Consider the following 17049-nt stretch of genomic DNA (forward strand, 5'->3'; position numbering starts at 1 on the left):
AAGGTGAGCCAGCGAAAAATTATCCACCTTGATTGCGACTGTTTTTACGCCGCGGTCGAGATGCGCGATGACCCCAGCTTGCGCAACGTGCCTCTGGCGGTGGGCGGGGCGTCGGGCCGGGGCGTGGTGACGACCTGCAATTACAAGGCCCGGGCCTACGGCGTGCGATCCGCCATGCCCGGGGGCGAAGCGCGTCGGTTGTGTCCGGATCTGGTCACCGTGCCGTTGAATATGGCCAAATACCGCGCGGTTTCCCAGCAGGTCATGGCCATTTACCGGGAACTGACGGATCTGGTTGAACCCTTGTCGTTGGACGAAGCTTTTCTCGATGTCAGCGATGTGACCGCTCACCGTGGCAGCGCTACCCTCATGGCAGAATACCTGCGGGCGCGGGTCAGAAAAGAGGTTGGCATTACCGTCTCAGCAGGGGTCGCTCCGAACAAGTTTCTGGCCAAGATCGCCAGCGACTGGAACAAGCCGGACGGCCAGATGGTGATACCGCCGCAGGATGTGGCAGAGTTTGTGCGCCAGTTACCAGTGACCAGGCTTTTTGGGGTGGGGAAGGTGACGGCGGGCAAGCTGGAATCCATGGGCATACGGACCTGTCAGGATCTGCAAGCCACCCGGCCGGAAGTGTTGACTGAGGCGCTGGGCAAGCAGGGCTACCGGTTGTATCAGATGGCCCACGGTGAAGATGATCGGCCGGTCATGGCGACGCGCCTGGTCAAATCCGTCAGCGTGGAGCGTACGTTCGCCGAAGACATGTCCGGCCAGCAGGCTTGTGAGTTTGTACTTCAGGGCCTGGTGGATGATCTGCAGGCCCGGCTGTTGCGCAAGTCTGCCGCTAAGCCCATTCACAAACTGTTTGTTAAAATTCGCTACAGCGACTTCTCAACCCACACGCTGGAGCGGGTTCGGGAGGGGGTCAGCACACCGCACAGGGACGACTTTACGCCCTTGCTCGCTGAACTGATGACCGACCTGCAACGCCCGGTGCGGTTGCTGGGCCTGGGTGTGCGCTTTCGCAACGATGAAGCGCCGACTTTTCAGTTGCGGCTGTTCGACTGACTCGCCGGTATCGGGCGCCTGCCGCGTTGCCGGCAGGAATGGGCTGGATGAGGCGTCAGACAAGGATGGCTCAGTGCTGGAGCAGTGCAAACCACATCAACGCTCCCAGACTCGCGCCAATGATCGCGCCGGCGAACACATCGCTGGGGTAATGCAGTCCCAGCACGACCCGTGATACGGCCACACTGAGGGTAAAAGGAAGCACAACCCAGGCGATGGCTGGCGCGGTCAGTGCCAGCACGGTATTGAAGCACGCCGCGTGCAGGGTGTGTCCAGAAGGGAAGCTGTAGCGGTCAAGGGGAGGGGTGCCGCAACGGATGGCCGGGAAAGAAATAAACGGGCGCTCTCGGATGAGCCAGTGTTTCAGGGCCTTGTAGGTGAGGGCGCAGGCCAGTCCCGCCCCGGTCATACCCAGCGCAATGCCAAGGCCGTCGTCAGGGCGCAGCACCGGCAGGACCAAGATCAGCGCATACCACAACCAGCCATCACCCAGGCGGCTGATCACCTGGAAGTAATTGTGGATGGGGGTAAAGCGGAGCGACCGGTTGATGCGTTGACAGAGTGCATATTCCCGTTGATCCACCCGTTCAAAGAAGCGCCCGGCTCTGCTTGATGACATGGTGTTTGGCCTTTTTGGGTAAGTTGAATATCAGTTCTTCAAAACGTGCAATTTGCGTGTGCCAGTTCAGTTCCAGGGCGTCCAGTCGGGCTTGGGTGCGCACGCGCTGGCGCAGCGCGGGTATGCCCGCCAGTTTCATCGCCGCGTCAATAAAGGCGCTGTCGTTGCCCGGTTCGCAGACCAGCCCGTTGCGTTCGTGGTTGATGTGCTCGCGGGCCGCAGCGGACTTGAAGGCGGTGACCGCGAGACCGCTGGCCATGGCCTCGGTGACCACATTGCCAAACGTGTCGGTTTGACTGGGAAACAAAAACACATCCCCCGAGGCGTAGTGCCTTGCAAGGTCGTGGCCCTGCTTGACCCCGCAAAAAACATAGTCTGGGTGGCTGGTGCTTAACGGGTGTTTGAGCGGGCCGTCGCCCACCAGAATGAATCGGGCGCTTGGGTGCAAGCGGCGAATCCGCTCGAAGCAGGCCACCGCCAGTTGCAGGATTTTTTTCCGCTGCCAGCCTGCCCACGTAAAGCACCGCGCAGCTGTCAGGCTGTAACCCCCACTGCGCCCGCAGTTGATGGTCCCGCTTGGCGGGTGAAAACTGCTGACAGTCCACGCCGCGACTCCATACGGCGGTGGGCTGAATGGCCATCGCACGCACGTTTGTTGCCACTTCTGCGGTTGGCACCAGGGTCATCTGGGTGCGGTTATGGAACCAGCGACCGTAGCGACACAACCAGGATTCCAGAAAGCGGACGCCGTAATAACGGCTGTAGGCATGGAAGTTGGTGTGAAAACCCGAACACAGATCAATACCGAGCTTGCGTGCGGCGATGGTTGCGGCCACCCCCAGCGGCCCTTGAGTCGCGACGTAAATGACATCGGGACGGCGTGCTTGCCATAGCCGGATGAGCACGGAGGAGCGCACCAGGCCAAAGCGCAAAGCTGTGTACCCCGGCAACGGGAAGCCACTCACCACGTACTCGTCGCTCAGCAGGCGGTTGTCGGCACTGCTGCGGTCACGACGGTTTTCGTGAGGCTGGCGGGGGCGAATCACGGACACGGTGTGGCCGCGCCGCAGCAGACCGCGACGGAGGTGTTTCAGGGTGTTTGCCACGCCGTTGACGTCGGGCGCGAAGGTCTCCGACACGATGGCTATGTGGCGGCTTGGCCGTAGGTTTGGAGCTGGTTCTGGCATCCCGGTTCTCCGGTAGAAGGTTGTCTGGATGGCGGCCATGCACTCAGACCTCTATCCTGAGACCATTCTGGAAAACGACAGTGACGCACTCATGACAGTGCGATGACCGCTGCATGACACTCTATGGCCCTGGGCATTCATGGGGCAGAGGTTCTTAACGGGAGGAAGTATGAAACAGCGTAAACTTGGCCACACGGATATCAGCGTCAGCGAGCTGTGCCTGGGCACCATGACCTGGGGAGAGCAGAACACCGAGGCCGAGGCCTGGGCGCAGCTTGACCTGGCCACCGCCGAGGGGGTCAACTTTATCGACGCGGCGGAGATGTACCCGGTACCGCCGCGGCCAGAAACACAGGGGCTGACGGAGCAGTACCTGGGCAACTGGCTTGCCGCACGGGGCGGTCGGGAGCGGCTGGTGATCGCGACGAAAGTGGTGGGCCCCGGCGACAGCCTCGGCCACATCCGCAATGGCCCGCGCCTGACCGCCGCGCAGGTCCGGCACGCCTGCGACGCCAGCCTCCGGCGGTTGCAGACCGACTACATCGATTTGTACCAGGTGCACTGGCCGGATCGTAATACCAATTTTTTTGGCCGGCTTGGCTATGACCACGACCCGGCGGAAGACGCAACGCCCATCGAAGAGACCCTGGGGGCACTGGCGGAGCTGGTGCAGGCCGGCAAGGTCCGTCACATCGGGCTGTCCAACGAAACCCCCTGGGGGGTCATGGAGTATCTGCGCCTGGCTGAGAGCCACAACTGGCCCCGCCCGGTTGCCATTCAGAATCCGTACAACCTGCTGAACCGCTCATTCGAAGTAGGTCTGGCGGAGGTCGCCTGCCGTGAACAAGTGGGGTTGCTGGCCTATTCACCGCTGGCCTTCGGCGCTTTATCCGGCAAATACTTGCATGGCATGAAACCGGAAGGGGCGCGGCTGACCCTGTTCAGCCGTTTCAGCCGCTATACCGGCGAGCACAGCGACGCGGCGATCCAGGCCTACGTGGAGCTGGCCCGAGCACACGGGCTGTCACCTGTGCACATGGCGCTGGCGTACGTCACCAGTCGCGGTTTCCTGACCAGTAACATCATCGGCGCAACCAGTGTGGCGCAGCTACGGGAAAACCTGGACTCTACCCGGGTGGTTCTCACTGACGAGGTGCTGACCGAGATCGAACAGTTGCATCAAATCTATACTTACCCATGCCCCTGACCGGGCGGCTGCCTGTGACCGGCACCCGGGGTGCCTGATGTTGCAGGGCGCTGGCCAATGCTCGCGCAACAGGCGGTTTCCGGTACAAAATGATTGCGGGGTTTTGTGCCGGAAATCACATTAAAAATGGGTCGCCGGGTTAGACTTTAGCCGCAAGGGAACATAGAATTGTCGGCGTTCCCAAGGTGGCCTGCTCCCGTTATGATAATCCGCATTTTCCTCGCACTTCTGGTGCTCAATCTGGTGACCTTTGTGGTTCGTGCAGAAGCGTCCGAGCAGATTCACAAGGGTGCCCTGTCGGCCGATGTGTATGTGCTGCAGGAACAGATGTCGGGTGACTTCGAGCGCACCGAGCAGGACGAGTGGCTCCGTGTCGGCTCGCGCCTGCTGAACCTGGGGTTCAGCAAGTCCGCCCGGACCGGACGCAGCTACGCGTCGCACCCCGCACAAGCCGATCACGGCATTGCGTTGCTTCAGCAAGGTGCCTGCCTCAACCTGAAATGGAAGTTTTAATCCCGCCTTTCCCCTCGGTCTGACCGCCCCGAAGAACCGTTAATAATCGTTGTTTGCCACCCCCAGCCGTGTGATGATTCCGCTAAACCTGTATCAGGTCTGGCCAGGGATGGAGGGGGCAATGCCAGTGTCAAAACCTGTCGCGGTGAGCGATGAACACGCCTGCGTGGATGCGATCATCGCGCGAGTGGGCAAACACATCGTGCTGGGGTTGCCCCTGGGCTTGGGCAAACCGGTGCGGATTGTCAACGCACTCTATCGGCGAGCGCGCCAGGACCCGGAGCTTCAGCTGCATATTGTCACCGCGCTATCCATGCTCGCCCCGGTTGGCCAGTCGTCCTTGGAGCGGCGTTTTCTCAAGCCATTGGTGGCGCGTCTGTACAGTGACATCCCGGAACTGGAGTACGCCCGCGATGCAGCCCGGCAGCGGTTGCCCGCTAATGTCAAAGTGTCAGAGTTCTTTTTCAAAGCCGGCAGCGCCCTGACAAACCCTGATCAACAGCGCCATTACATGTGCACCAATTACACCCATGCCCTGCGCGACATACTCGCCCAGGGAGTGAACGTGGTGACCCAGCTGGTAGCCCCGTCGCTCACGGCCGGGGATCAGGTCAGCCTCAGCTGTAACCCCGATCTGAGTCTGGACCTGTTCCCCGAGTTGCGCGCCCGTGAACAGCAGGGCGCGCCGGTGGCCCTGGTGGCCGAAGTGAACGCTAACCTGCCCTATATGGGCCGTGATGCCGAGGTGCCTGCCGCTACTTTTGATCTGCTGTTTGCCTGCCCGTCCACAGAGTATCCGTTGTTTTCAGTGCCCCAGATGGCCGTCAGTCAGGCCGACCACGCCATCGGGTTTTACGCCAGCACCTTGCTGAAAGACGGTGGCACCTTGCAGGTGGGGATCGGTTCGTTGGGAACGGCACTGGTGCACAGCACGATTGTACGTCATACCCGTAATGCCCAGTGGCGGCGTGTGTATCAGACGCTGAATGTCGCTGCGCGCTTTCCGCTCGCGCAGCGGATCGGCGGTGATGACGTGTTCCGGCAGGGACTCTATGGCTGCAGTGAAATGCTGGTTGACGGTTTTCTGCAGCTGCTTGAAGCGGGGGTGCTCACCCGTGAGGTCTACGGCCATGCCCGCCTGCAGGAGCTGGTCAATGCAGGCGCAATTGCCCCCGAGGTATCCATGGCGACCCTCGATTGTTTGCGTGCCGAACGGCTGATTGAGTCGCCGATGCGAGCCAGAGATGTGCAGTGGTTGCAACACCACGGAGTGTTCCACCAGGCGGTGACGTTCCGTGATGGCCTGCTGGTGGCGGGTGGACAGTCGGTGGTGCCTGATCTGGACAGTGCCCGGGCCCGACAGCAGATGGCGACCAGTGTCTTGGGGCAGCGCCTGGCGGGTGGCACGGTCCTGCACGGCGGCTTTTTTCTGGGACCGAATGATTTTTATCGGCGGTTGCGGACCTTGCCAGCGAAGGTGCGGGATAAAATATGCATGACCAGTGTCAACTACATCAACCATTTGTATGACCACCGCTTCGGGTTGCAGGCGCTGAAAGTCGCCCAGCGGCGCGAGAGCCGTCTGATCAATTCGGCGATGATCTGTACCCTCGGTGGGGCAGTGGTGTCGGACGGCCTCGACGATGGCCGCGTGGTCAGCGGTGTGGGCGGACAGTACAATTTTGTGGCCATGGCCCACGAACTGCCAGCCGCCCGCTCCATTATCTGTCTCAGAAGTACCCGGAAATCCGCCGGCAAGACGGTGTCCAACATCGTCTTCCATTACGGGCATTGCACCATACCCCGTCATTTGAGGGATATCGTGATTACCGAATACGGCATCGCCGACCTGCGAGGACGGTCCGATGAAACGGTCTGTTTGCAGCTGATCCGCATCGCTGATGCCCGCTTTCAGGCCGAACTCTTGAAACAGGCCCAAAAGGCGGGCAAGGTGGCCGCGGAATTCAAACTGCCCGCGGACTGGCGCAAGAATACCCCGGCGGCCCTGGCGCAGGCCTTCGGTTGTGAAGAGTACGCCGGAATGTTTCCCGAGTTTCCTTTTGGCACTGACCTGACCGGTCAGGAGCGCACCCTGGCCAAAGCCCTGGGCCGATTACAGGCGGTAACCGCGACCCGACGTGGTAAACTGGTCACACTCTGGCGCGCGCTGATGCACTCAGGCGATCACTCCGGGCTGGAACCCTTGCTCCAACGCATGCAGCTGAGTCGGCCCACGGGCCTGCGTGCGCGGCTGGATCGGCGTCTGTTAACATACGCCTTGCGCGAGCTCATCTCGTCCGTTTCAACCCCTGTCCCCAAAGGAACCACGAATTCGTAATGCAAAAATCAGCCGTATACACCGTTCATTATCGTCTTAAAGATCAGCAGGGAAAGGTGGTCGATACCTCCGAGGGCAGTGAACCCCTGCACTTTTTGCTGGGCACGGACCGTGTCATCAAGGGTATTCAGGAAGCCGTCCGTGATCGCGGTCCCGGCGATTGCCTGGAAGTGACCATCCCCCCGGCAATGGCGTACGGTGAGCATCAGGCCGAGCTGGTACGCAAGGTGCCGCGTTCGGCGTTTGAGGGCGTAGAGAATCTGCACGTTGGTATGATTTTTCAGACCAATACTGCCGCGGAGGCTCAGGTGGTAAAGGTGGTGGGCATTGACGGCAACCTCATTCGGGTGGACGCCAATCATCCACTGGCGGGACTGACGTTGTATTTTGAGCTGGAAATTGTCGCCCGGCGCGACGCCAGCGAAGATGAAATTGAAGCCGGTATGCCCTTGTATTGAGAGCTTAAAATGACCGGCTCAGTGGTGATGGTGTCACAGGGTGTTACAATCGGGTGGGCCGAGGTATAGTTTTGAGGGATATTTGAAACGTTATAAAAACAACCGGTCTTCTTAACCGCAACGGGACTCAGGCGACCGGCCTGGGGTTAACAGGAAGAATCGGGAAATGTCGGGCGACGCGGATAAGCGAGGCCTCCCTGGAATAATAAGATAGAGATGGATGGTGTGGAACAGACAAATGAAAGTTGGCGGATCCTCATTGTAGAGGACGACGAGCGGCTGGCGAACCTCACCCGCGAGTACCTTGAGTCAAACGGACTTTCCGTGACCGTGGAAAATCATGGTGGTCGCGCCGTTGAGCGTATCAAGAATGAACAGCCCGACCTGGTGGTTCTGGATCTGATGCTGCCGGGTGAAGACGGACTTTCTATTTGTCGGCGGGTGCGACCGGTGTATGCCGGTCCGATCATTGTGCTGACGGCGCGCACTGACGATCTGGATCAGGTGCTTGGACTGGAAATGGGCGCCGATGATTACATCGGCAAGCCGGTGCAGCCGCGGGTGCTGTTGGCGCGCATCCGCGCACAGCTGCGACGGGTGTCCGAGAGCAGCGGTGCAGGGGACGGCGAAGAGCCAGTGCGGCTTCAGTTCAATGAGCTGGTGGTGGATCGATCCATGCGTGAAGCCTGGCTCAATGATGTGAGCATCGATCTGACCAGTGCCGAGTTTGATTTACTGTGGCTGCTGGCAAGCAGCGCGGGACGGATCCTGAGCCGGGAAGAAATATTCACTGCGCTCAGAGGTATTGAATACGACGGCCAGGACCGGTCGATTGACGTGCGGGTGTCCCGCATCCGGCCGAAAATCGGGGACGATCCGGTACACCCCCGGCGTATCAAGACCGTGCGCAGCAAAGGCTATCTGTTCGTGAAAGAAGCCTGATGCAGTGACTGCAACGCCTAAGGCCTTCCTGAACCTGTATGCCCGCCTGGCCGTTCTGGTCGCCTTTGTGCTGGCCCTTTCTCTGGGGGTGTTCTGGGGCATCAACTCGGTTCGGTTGCAGGCCTGGAACGAGCATTATCCGGCGCCGCTGATGCGGTGGCTCGCCAGCATGCCGTCCCCCGAGTCGCGTTACCAATGGCTCAGCGATTATTATGACTTCACCGTCCTGGACGCACCCGCCGGCGGCCTCAGCCGGCGGGTTCAGGAGCGGCTTGGTTACGGCCAGGTGGTGGCGCTGGAGAACAGCCTCGGTCTGCGGGTGTTGGTGCAAGCCCGCAACGGCGATATTCAGGGCATGTTGTTCCGATCCGTTTATCGGGATGTGGCCGAGTCGATTGCGTTAATTACCCTGTGGCATCTGAACGAAGTTCCGGAGGCCGCCCGCGAGCATGTGCTGGCCGAGTTGTCCCGGGCCCTGCAGGTGGGGCTGGTGACCGTGCGTGATGACGCGATGATTCCCCCGGCGGCGGTGTTGCAGCGGGTTTCTGAGCGTGGCCTGGCCTTCTATCGGGACTCCGCTGGCCATGGTCGTGTGCTGATGCGTCTGGATGATGGCACACTGGTGCACCAAGCGGTGCCGGCCCCGTTTAACCCCTGGTCGCTGCCGGTGGTGGCGCTGAGTGTGATCCTGGCGGCGCTTTCAGTCGCGCTGCTGCTGTACCTGGCGTTGCGCATTCTGGATCGCAACCTGCAAGCTGCCGAGTCTGTGGCGGCACGCATTGCCCGTGGCGACCTGAGCGCGCGGATGGAGGCGCAACCGGCGGATCTGGTGTACCGGCTGGCGGCCGCGTTCAATGGCATGGCCGAGCATATCCAGCGGTTGGTCGGGGTGCAACGGGAGATGATACACGCCGTCTCTCACGAATTGCGGACCCCGGTCGCACGCATCCGCTTTGGCGTCCAGATGATCGAAAGCAGTAACAGCCCCGAAACCCTGCACCGACAGCTGGAAGGCATAGACGGCGATATCCAGGAGCTGGATGAGCTGATCGACGAGATTCTGACCTACGCGCGGCTGGAGCAGGGCGGCCCTGTGTTCGCGTTGGTGGAATCTTCGGTGGCCGATATAGTGCGCCAGGTTGTGGCGGAGCAACAGCAGGTGAAGCCCGGTATTGCCATCCGTGCTGATTTTGCCGGAGAGGCGGCGCAAGGTGCGCTGGCCGAGGTAGAGCCTCGCTACCTGCACCGGGCCATTCAGAATCTGGTGGGCAACGCGGCCCGCTATGCCGAAAGCGAAGTGCGGGTACGTTGTCGGCTGGACGCAGAGAATTGCCGTATTGACGTCGAAGACGACGGTGCCGGCATCCCGGAGGCGGACTGGGAGAAAGTGTTCACGGCGTTTTCCCGGCTGGACGACAGTCGGACGCGGACTTCAGGCGGTTATGGGCTGGGGTTGTCCATCGTGCGGCGCATTCTTTACTGGCACAACGGTCAGGCGTTCGTCGGGCGCAGCGACGCCCTGGGTGGTGCGCAATTCAGTCTGGTGTGGCCACGCCGCCAAGGTGGCGCGGCCGGGTGACAACCGGCGGCTGGCTTCGCATGGGGCGAGCCTGTCAGCAACCGGCTGCGATGGCGTGACTGCCTTACAGGCGCTCAAACGCGATCAAATGATCCGCGTCTACAGCCACAGGCACGGCTTCGCCCAGGTGAAAGTCCAGGTGGCTGCGGAACAGGGCTTCAAACTCGGTATCGTCCGACAGGCGGAAGCGGTACAGGGTGGAAGTGCCGGCGAAGGTCTTTTCAACCACCTTGGGTTTCAGGGCCGACTCCGGATCGTACACGATGTCGTCCGGTCGAATCAGCACATCCACCAACGTGCCAGCAGACCAGTTATAAGCGCGATTGCCGTGAATTGTCCCCAGATCGGACTTGATCGTATCCGGCCCCAGGGCGACACCCGGTATGAACCCCCCCTGACCGACAAAACCGGCCACAAAACGGTTGGCCGGTTCATGGTACAGGTTGTAAGGCACGTCCCACTGCTGAATTTCCCCCGCTTTCAGCACGGCCACCTGGTCGCACATGGCAAATGCCTCGTGCTGATCGTGGGTAACCAGCATGGCGCTGATGCCCAGACTCTTCAGGATTTCGCGCACATCGATGCTGAGCCGCCGCCGTAAATCCGAGTCCAGGTTCGAAAAGGGTTCATCCAGCAGGATCAGGGTGGGTTGCGGTGCCAGAGCACGCGCCAGGGCGACCCGCTGCTGCTGACCGCCCGACAACTCGTGGGGGTACTGGTTGGCGAGATCCTGCAAATGAACCAGATCGAGCAGTTCCATGATCTTGCGGCGCCGTTCCGTTTTGGTTTCATTGTGCAGGCCAAACCCGACGTTGTCGGCGACGGTGAGATGGGGGAACAGAGCGTAATCCTGAAACACCATCCCGATTTTGCGCTGCTCCGGGGGCAGCATGCGACCCGGCAGGCTGATGGGGCGGGACTCCAGCCGGATTTCACCGCCGGAGATGGGCAAAAAACCCGCCAGCGCCCGCAAAGTGGTGCTTTTGCCGCACCCGCTGGGGCCCAGCAGGCAGCCAATGTCGCCGTAGCCCAGCACGAAACTGATGTCCCGGACCACCGCCTCGCCCTCATACCCGCAGGACAGGTTTTTGACCTCAAGGTGCCAGCCTGGGTTGTCGAGTTGCCCCTTGCTCATATGTACGTCAGTCCAGTTTGCCGAGAATGAGAAATTCCAACAGCGCCTTCTGCGCATGGAGGCGGTTTTCGGCCTCATCCCACACCACCGACCCCGGGTGGTCGAGCATGTCTGCTGACACTTCTTCGCCGCGGTGGGCGGGCAGGCAATGCATGAACAGCGCGTCTTTGTCCGCCAGTTGCATCAGCCCGGGATTGATCTGGTAACCGGCAAAGGCTTGTTTACGGGCCTTTTGCTCCTCTTCCTGACCCATGGAGGCCCACACGTCAGTGACCAGCAGGTGGGCGTCGCGGGCGGCTTCGGCGGGGTCAGGCATGATCCGGACCCGGTCTCCGGCTTCCGCGACCAGACTGGCGTCGGGTTCATAGCCCTGGGGGCAGGCAATGCGCAGGTTAAAACCGAACTGACGTGCCGCATTGATGTACGAGTTGCACATGTTGTTGCCATCTCCCACCCAGGTGACTGTTGCGCCGGCAATGCTGCCGCGGTGCTCCTGGTAGGTCTGCATGTCTGCCAGCAGTTGACAGGGGTGGTAATCATCCGTCAGCGCATTGATGACCGGGGCGCGGGAGGCTTGGGCAAACCGGGTGACAATATCATGGGCGAAGGTGCGCACCATGACCGCATCCACCATACTGGATATCACTCGGGCGGAGTCTTCGATCGGCTCGCCGCGGCCCAGTTGGGTGTCCCGGGGCGACAAGAACAAGGCGGCGCCGCCAAGCTGGGTCATGCCGGCTTCGAACGAAACCCGGGTGCGTGTTGACGATTTCTCGAACACCATGGCCAGCACGCGATTTTTCAATGAATCCCGGGTTGCTCCCTTTCGCCAGGCTTGACGCAGTTTGCTGGCGTGCGCCAATAGATCGGTCAGCTCAGCGGACGTCATGTCGTTGAGGGTCAGGAAATGTCTTGTTGCCATGTTCTCGGCCTTCTGTATATAAACCGTCAATCGTGGAAGTGTCAGACCATGCCCAGCCGGGAACAACGACACTACCGGCATGCATTCATTGCACCGGTTCGCGGGAAGGTTGGTGGTCTGGGGTGCCTATGTGCTGGCAGACATCCAAGTCTAGCGGGTAACCCCTAGCATGACAACGCCGTGGCGGTATTGGCGGGCCGAAGAGAGCGAACCTGTTTGGTGAGTATCCCGCAGGGTGTGTACAATGTGCTCAAGTGCATCGCAGGTCGGTGCTTCCGTTGTTTATGAAGGGTGAAGTTTTATGGATATCAACGAAACCATCAAGAGCCAGTTGCAAGAGAACCCGGTCATTCTCTACATGAAAGGTTCTCCCCAGGCGCCGCAGTGCGGCTTCTCCGCGAAAACAGTGCAGGCCCTGATGGCATGTGGCGAGCGTTTCGCGTTCGTCAACATCCTGGACAATCAGGAGCTGCGCGAAGGACTGAAAATCTACTCGAGCTGGCCCACCTATCCACAGCTGTACATCGACGGTGAGTTGGTTGGCGGTTGTGACATCGTGCTGGAAATGTCCGAGAGTGGCGAACTGGCTACCATGGTCAAGGCGGCCGTACAAAAAGCTGAAGCCTGATTCCGCCGCAGCCGCTCCGGGGGCCGGGTTGTACCAGCCCCGGCAGCGGAATTTTTGCCGACCGGCGCCGTTTCAGGCGCTTGTCAGGCCTTGCCCCGCAAACTGCCCACGACCGCGTTCAGGGCCCGGTCTATCAAGGCGCCCTGCTCAAGCACCGTAAGCCGGCCTTGCCGCAGTTCATGGGCCAGTTCAAACCGGCTTTTCTCGATCACCTTGAGCCCCATCCGGTTCACGAACACAAAACTGTCCGCTTCTTCGATCACCGCCGACAACTTGCAGCGAAAACTGGCACCGTTTACCAGATTGAACTCAACCCAGTTACCGACTTCAATGGCATCGATCTTGCCGACGTGTTCGGCGATGGCGGCGTCTTCCAGTTCTTGCTGGCGCTGTATGGCGGTTTGGTGCACTTCCGGCGCCGGCTCGAAGGATTCAGGCTCGGGCGGGGTGTCCTGGGCTTCTGCCAGCGCGTGGGCACGAAACGCCTGGGTGAGTTCCCGCTTGAGCTCGCCCATCATCTCGTCAAGGCGAGCCGAGCTGTAGGACACTTCTTCCAGTCCCGCCCGAAGTGATTTAAGCAGGCCGGGCACCACCCGCACCCATTGGCTTCGCCGGTCGTCGTCCTGATGGGGGTGCAGGCACCAGATGAGGTCGTCCACCACCCTGACAGACTGGATCCAGCGGTGCTCCAGGTCGTCGCGCAGATAGGCCAGAAACAACACCCGGCTCCAGCCGTTCAACAGGATGTCCCGGATGGCCTCCGGCACCCGGTAGCGGGCAAGTTTGTCGTGGAGCAGTTTGTCGACCGTCTCCTGTGCTTTTTGTGACTTGATGCGGCCCCGCTCAGATTCGCGCGTGCGCTGCTCCACCAGTGAAGATTTCCGGTTTTCCCGGGCCAGGAACTGGTCAAACTCGTCATTCAGCGTTTCAAACAACACAGCGTCACCATCAGATTCGTCAAGAATGCGCAGTACAATGGTATGGATTTGCTCGTACAGTTTGTCGCGGGCTTTTTCGTCGCTGTTGCTCCAGCCGATGCCCGCTTTGGCCAGCGAGTTCAGCAGGCGCCGGGCAGGGTGGCTCGACTTGCTGAAAAAGCTGCGGTCCTTGATGACGACTTTCAGGATGGGAATCTGCAACCGGCTGATCAGCACCTGAATCGGGGCTGACAGGTTATAGTCATCCAGGATGAATTCGAACAGCATGGCCACGAGGCTGATCAGATCTTCATCGATTTCAGTCAGTGCGGCCTGCTTGCCCTCATCGGTTCTGGCGCCGCTGAGGAGTTGCGCCACGAGGGCGCGCAGGTCGATCACCACCGGGTCGCCCGCGCTCAGGTTGCTGGTGTCCTGCTCTGCCGGTCTTTGCGGCAGGTTGCGTAAAATCTGCACCAACTCGGCGCCGCCAATCACCTGCAGATTCGGGTCGGAGCCCCTTGGCGGCTGGTTGGCGTGGTGCCGTTGCTGGCTCAGCAGCTGATGAATCTGCTGGAACAGGGCTTCATCTTCCTCCCGGGTGCTGGCGCTGCTGGCGGCATCCGCCGGCCGTTCCGATGAGCTGGATGCTGTGTTCTGGGGGGGCTTCCTGCCGTGGTAGCGAAAATTGGGAATCACTCCGGCGTGGATCAGAATGCGGTTGGCTTCATCGAGCAGCATGCCGAGATTGGCGACCACGTAGCGGTCGAATTGTTTGAGGACAATCAGACGCTCACGAATCTGGATCTCCAGGACCTGGGCGGCTTCCACGAACGCGCTGCACAGGTGTTCGGGGGCCAGCGGGTTGACCGGGTTGTCTTCTCCGGCACCGGGATAGACGGCCGAAAAGCGGGCCTGGAGTTGAATCAGCGGACCCTGAAAGTAAGCACGGGATTTGCTGATCATGGCGTTCAGGGCGACCTGCTCTTCCAGATCGTCATCCTGCACCAGGGACAGGCTGTCAGCGGTGGCGGGACTGCTGCTTAGCTGCGTGGTTTCGGTGGAGCTGGAGGTTGGCGGGTTCGCGAACAGCTGGCCCACCGCGTGCTGGAAGCTTTTTTCTATGCCTTTACGCTTGATGCGTATTTCGCGCATTGCTTCAAAGTAGCGGTTCTGCTCGTTGTTGCTGCGGGCGTTATTGGCGAGTTCGAACAGGGAGTCATCAACGGCGTCAAAGGCGCCCTGCAGCAGGTCTCCGAGTCCGGCCACCACCGTGTCGCGGATTCTTACGACTTCACCGGGAGCGCCAGGCGCAGCGGCACCGTCCCCGTGACCGTGGAGGTGATGTATGCCGGACTGCTTGTTCATGGCCGACTCCCTGTTTGCCGTGACCGGATACCCACCGGACCTTGCGTTTGATCTTCTAGAACCGGGTTAATCTACCGTAAATCCTGTACGGGTTAAATAAGCAATTGCTAGCCAGTGTAGACTGGACCTATGCCTACACTCCAGATCACCACACTGATTGCCAATAATGCGACGAACATCACTAAACCGACCGTGAGTACCGACGATGCAAACATGAAACCGCGGCCTTCGGGAATGTTCATCAGAATCGGCAGGCCTTCGTAAAGCAGGTAGACCGCGTAGGCAATGGCGATAAAGCCGACGAACATGTTGAGCCAGATGTGCGGGTAAGCCGCGGACGCGCCCAGCAGCAGCACCGGGGTCACCGCGTAAGCCGCCAGGGTGGTACCAAAACGCTGCCGGCCTTTCACCGCGTAGGTGGCGGAGAAAAAATCAATAAAGCGCCCGATGATATAGATGCCGACCAGCAGAGCGAGGTAAAACAGCACGGTAAGCTGCAAGGCGCTGGTGGCCGTCAATCGTATGACCGGGCCATCGCCGATTTGCCAGCCGACATGGGTGCTGCCGTAATACCCCGCGGCGGCCGGAATCAGCGAGAGGAGCAGGATGTGGCCGATGTACAGTTTGCTGACGGGTTCGGCGTCTTTGCGGATGGCTTCCCATGTGCGATCAGGTTTTACCAGCAGGCTGAAGGCGTGTCCCAGGCTCATGGATGATTCCCCTTTGTTTATTATTCTTCAATCTCGCCTCTTTAGTTTTGGTGGTGAACGGTGATTGGTCAAGGTTTTGCTTCGGCTGCGAGGTTTGCGTCAGGATTTCCCGTAGCGCTTGCGCCGTTTGATGGGGTGGACAATCGCAGCCTGTACTACGTTGTCCTTGATTTGCAGCACTTCAATGGGGTGGCCGTCAATGTACAGGCAAACGTTGGTTTCCGGGATGGCTTCGAGTTGTTCGGTGATCAGACCGTTCAGGGTCTTGGGGCCGTCGGTGCGCAGTTTCCAGCCGAGGTTTTTGTTGATGGTGCGCACCGGTGCGGTACCGTCAATAATAAAGGTGCCATTTTTCTGCGGGATGATGTCGGGGCTGGTGGCGGCAAAGTCGGTGGTGAACTCGCCGACGATTTCTTCGAGAATGTCTTCCAGGGTCGCTATGCCCAGCACGTCGCCATACTCGTCCACTACTATGCCAAAGCGCCGCTTGTCTTTCTGGAAGTTGATCAGCTGGGTGTTCAGCGGGGTGCTTTCCGGAATGAAGAAGGGCTCCCGGCACAGCTGCATCAGCATGGCTTTGTTGACCGTGTCCTGCAGCAGCAGTTTGGTGGCGTTGCGCAGGTGCAGGATGCCCTGAATGTTGTTGATGTCCCCCTGGTAGACCGGCAGGCGGGTGTGCTGGCTGGCGCGGAGCTGGCGGATGATGGTGTCCATGTCGTCGTCGAGGTCGATGCCGATGACGTCGTTGCGCGGCACCATGATGTCATTGACGGTGACGTTTTCCAGGTCGAGAATGCTGACCAGCATGTCTTTGTGTTTGGGCGGAATGAGTGCGCCAGCCTCGTTGACCAGGGTGCGCAGTTCTTCGCGGCTGAGGTGGTCGTCCGCAGCGTTCGCAGCAGAGATGCCCATCAGTTTCAGGATGCCGCCGGTGAGCAGGTTTACCAGCCACACAATCGGGTACAGCGCTTTCAGCAGCGGCCCCAGAACGACGCTGGCGGGAAATGCGATTTTCTCCGGAAACAGCGCGGCCAGGGTCTTGGGCGTGACCTCGGCGAAGATCAGGATGACCACGGTGAGCAGCACGGTGGCAATGGCAATGCCGGCGTCGCCCCAGATGCGTATGGCGATCACCGTGGCGATTGCCGACGCAAATATGTTAACAAAGTTGTTGCCGATCAGAATGACGCCGATCAGTTGGTCAGTGCGTTGCAACAGGTTTTGCGCGCGCTGGGCACCCTTGTGGCCGGTCTTTGCCAAGTGTCTCAGGCGGTACCGGTTCAGGGCCATCATGCCGGTTTCGGAGCTGGAGAAGAATGCAGACAGTAAAATGAGGCCTACAAGAAGGGAAAACAGCGCGGTAAGCGATGCCTCGTTCAAAAAGTGCCGTCCTTATGTTTTGGATAATCTGGCAAAATAGGGGCTGATGGCCATTGCTGTCAAGTGTTGCGTGGTGAGGCG

At 60.1% G+C, this 17049-nt stretch carries 15 protein-coding genes and 1 pseudogene; 8 read left to right on the forward strand and 8 right to left on the reverse strand.

Annotated features, from left to right (window positions below; translation table 11 throughout):
- Nucleotides 1-3 precede the first annotated feature (3 nt).
- Nucleotides 4-1068: a DNA polymerase IV gene (dinB, locus tag BG841_RS10655; protein WP_070057639.1), complete on the forward strand. Its 1065-nt coding sequence runs from the start codon at nt 4-6 to the stop codon at nt 1066-1068.
- 70 nt (nt 1069-1138) lie between these two features.
- Here dinB and BG841_RS10660 read toward each other — a convergent pair whose 3' ends face one another.
- The 3 genes and pseudogenes from BG841_RS10660 to BG841_RS17620 form a co-directional block, all read right to left on the reverse strand.
- The gene (locus BG841_RS10660) at nt 1139-1687 is read right to left on the reverse strand and encodes a phosphatase PAP2 family protein (protein ID WP_070057640.1); all 549 of its coding nucleotides are present in this window, start codon (nt 1685-1687) and stop codon (nt 1139-1141) included.
- Nucleotides 1656-2135, reverse strand: a complete 480-nt coding sequence (locus BG841_RS17615; RefSeq protein ID WP_322853371.1) for a glycosyltransferase — start codon at nt 2133-2135, stop codon at nt 1656-1658. Before BG841_RS17615 ends, BG841_RS10660 begins: the two co-directional genes overlap by 32 nt.
- A gap of 205 nt (nt 2136-2340) precedes the next feature.
- Nucleotides 2341-2913 (reverse strand): annotated as a pseudogene (locus tag BG841_RS17620) (glycosyltransferase); the annotation flags it as partial.
- 130 nt (nt 2914-3043) lie between these two features.
- Here BG841_RS17620 and BG841_RS10670 point away from each other — a divergent pair.
- The 6 genes from BG841_RS10670 (at nt 3044) to BG841_RS10695 (ending at nt 9911) form a co-directional block, all read left to right on the forward strand.
- Complete coding sequence (locus BG841_RS10670) at nt 3044-4081, forward strand: NADP(H)-dependent aldo-keto reductase (RefSeq protein WP_070057641.1); 1038 nt, start codon at nt 3044-3046, stop codon at nt 4079-4081.
- A gap of 201 nt (nt 4082-4282) precedes the next feature.
- On the forward strand, nt 4283-4594 hold the full coding sequence (locus BG841_RS10675) for a hypothetical protein (RefSeq protein ID WP_070057642.1): 312 nt from the start codon (nt 4283-4285) through the stop codon (nt 4592-4594).
- 121 nt (nt 4595-4715) lie between these two features.
- Nucleotides 4716-6932, forward strand: coding sequence for an acetyl-CoA hydrolase/transferase C-terminal domain-containing protein (locus BG841_RS10680; protein WP_070057643.1), 2217 nt, complete (start codon nt 4716-4718; stop codon nt 6930-6932).
- The gene (locus BG841_RS10685; protein WP_070057644.1) at nt 6932-7390 is read left to right on the forward strand and encodes an FKBP-type peptidyl-prolyl cis-trans isomerase; all 459 of its coding nucleotides are present in this window, start codon (nt 6932-6934) and stop codon (nt 7388-7390) included. Before BG841_RS10680 ends, BG841_RS10685 begins: the two co-directional genes overlap by 1 nt.
- A gap of 216 nt (nt 7391-7606) precedes the next feature.
- Nucleotides 7607-8332, forward strand: coding sequence for a response regulator (locus BG841_RS10690; RefSeq protein WP_070057645.1), 726 nt, complete (start codon nt 7607-7609; stop codon nt 8330-8332).
- 4 nt (nt 8333-8336) lie between these two features.
- Entirely contained in the window at nt 8337-9911 is a 1575-nt protein-coding gene (locus tag BG841_RS10695; protein ID WP_070057646.1) for an ATP-binding protein, read from the forward strand.
- 64 nt (nt 9912-9975) lie between these two features.
- On the opposite strand, the gene BG841_RS10700 is transcribed toward BG841_RS10695, so the two are convergent.
- Nucleotides 9976-11046 (reverse strand): ABC transporter ATP-binding protein, encoded by a 1071-nt coding sequence (locus BG841_RS10700; protein ID WP_070057647.1) that lies wholly within the window; start codon nt 11044-11046, stop codon nt 9976-9978.
- A 7-nt stretch (nt 11047-11053) separates the two neighbouring features.
- Complete coding sequence (argF, locus tag BG841_RS10705) at nt 11054-11968, reverse strand: ornithine carbamoyltransferase (protein WP_070057648.1); 915 nt, start codon at nt 11966-11968, stop codon at nt 11054-11056.
- Between the two features lie 301 nt (nt 11969-12269).
- On the opposite strand from argF, the gene grxD reads away from it, so the two are divergent.
- Nucleotides 12270-12596 carry a Grx4 family monothiol glutaredoxin gene (grxD, locus tag BG841_RS10710; RefSeq protein WP_070057649.1) on the forward strand — a complete coding sequence of 109 codons (327 nt, stop codon included), beginning with the start codon at nt 12270-12272 and terminating at the stop codon, nt 12594-12596.
- An 83-nt stretch (nt 12597-12679) separates the two neighbouring features.
- Here grxD and BG841_RS10715 read toward each other — a convergent pair whose 3' ends face one another.
- From BG841_RS10715 to BG841_RS10725, 3 genes are all read right to left on the reverse strand, one after another.
- Nucleotides 12680-14878 (reverse strand): DUF1631 domain-containing protein, encoded by a 2199-nt coding sequence (locus tag BG841_RS10715; RefSeq protein ID WP_070057650.1) that lies wholly within the window; start codon nt 14876-14878, stop codon nt 12680-12682.
- Between the two features lie 107 nt (nt 14879-14985).
- Nucleotides 14986-15588 carry a Yip1 family protein gene (locus tag BG841_RS10720; RefSeq protein ID WP_070057651.1) on the reverse strand — a complete coding sequence of 201 codons (603 nt, stop codon included), beginning with the start codon at nt 15586-15588 and terminating at the stop codon, nt 14986-14988.
- Between the two features lie 99 nt (nt 15589-15687).
- A complete protein-coding gene (locus tag BG841_RS10725; protein WP_070057652.1) occupies nt 15688-16968 on the reverse strand; it encodes an HlyC/CorC family transporter in 1281 nt (426 codons plus the stop codon).
- Nucleotides 16969-17049: the final 81 nt, after the last annotated feature.

Source organism: Marinobacter sp. X15-166B (genome assembly GCF_001752365.1).
Classification (GTDB): Bacteria; Pseudomonadota; Gammaproteobacteria; order Pseudomonadales; family Oleiphilaceae; genus Marinobacter.

What these genes read in the sequence shown, in the direction of transcription:
- BG841_RS10660 (WP_070057640.1), bottom strand. Translation starts at nt 1,687, where the DNA reads ATGTCATCAAGCAGAGCCGGGCGCTTCTTTGAACGGGTGGATCAACGG.
- BG841_RS10670 (WP_070057641.1), top strand. Translation starts at nt 3,044, where the DNA reads ATGAAACAGCGTAAACTTGGCCACACGGATATCAGCGTCAGCGAGCTG.
- BG841_RS10675 (WP_070057642.1), top strand. Translation starts at nt 4,283, where the DNA reads ATGATAATCCGCATTTTCCTCGCACTTCTGGTGCTCAATCTGGTGACC.
- BG841_RS10680 (WP_070057643.1), top strand. Translation starts at nt 4,716, where the DNA reads ATGCCAGTGTCAAAACCTGTCGCGGTGAGCGATGAACACGCCTGCGTG.
- BG841_RS10685 (WP_070057644.1), top strand. Translation starts at nt 6,932, where the DNA reads ATGCAAAAATCAGCCGTATACACCGTTCATTATCGTCTTAAAGATCAG.
- BG841_RS10690 (WP_070057645.1), top strand. Translation starts at nt 7,607, where the DNA reads ATGGATGGTGTGGAACAGACAAATGAAAGTTGGCGGATCCTCATTGTA.
- BG841_RS10700 (WP_070057647.1), bottom strand. Translation starts at nt 11,046, where the DNA reads ATGAGCAAGGGGCAACTCGACAACCCAGGCTGGCACCTTGAGGTCAAA.
- argF (WP_070057648.1), bottom strand. Translation starts at nt 11,968, where the DNA reads ATGGCAACAAGACATTTCCTGACCCTCAACGACATGACGTCCGCTGAG.
- grxD (WP_070057649.1), top strand. Translation starts at nt 12,270, where the DNA reads ATGGATATCAACGAAACCATCAAGAGCCAGTTGCAAGAGAACCCGGTC.
- BG841_RS10715 (WP_070057650.1), bottom strand. Translation starts at nt 14,878, where the DNA reads ATGAACAAGCAGTCCGGCATACATCACCTCCACGGTCACGGGGACGGT.
- BG841_RS10720 (WP_070057651.1), bottom strand. Translation starts at nt 15,588, where the DNA reads ATGAGCCTGGGACACGCCTTCAGCCTGCTGGTAAAACCTGATCGCACA.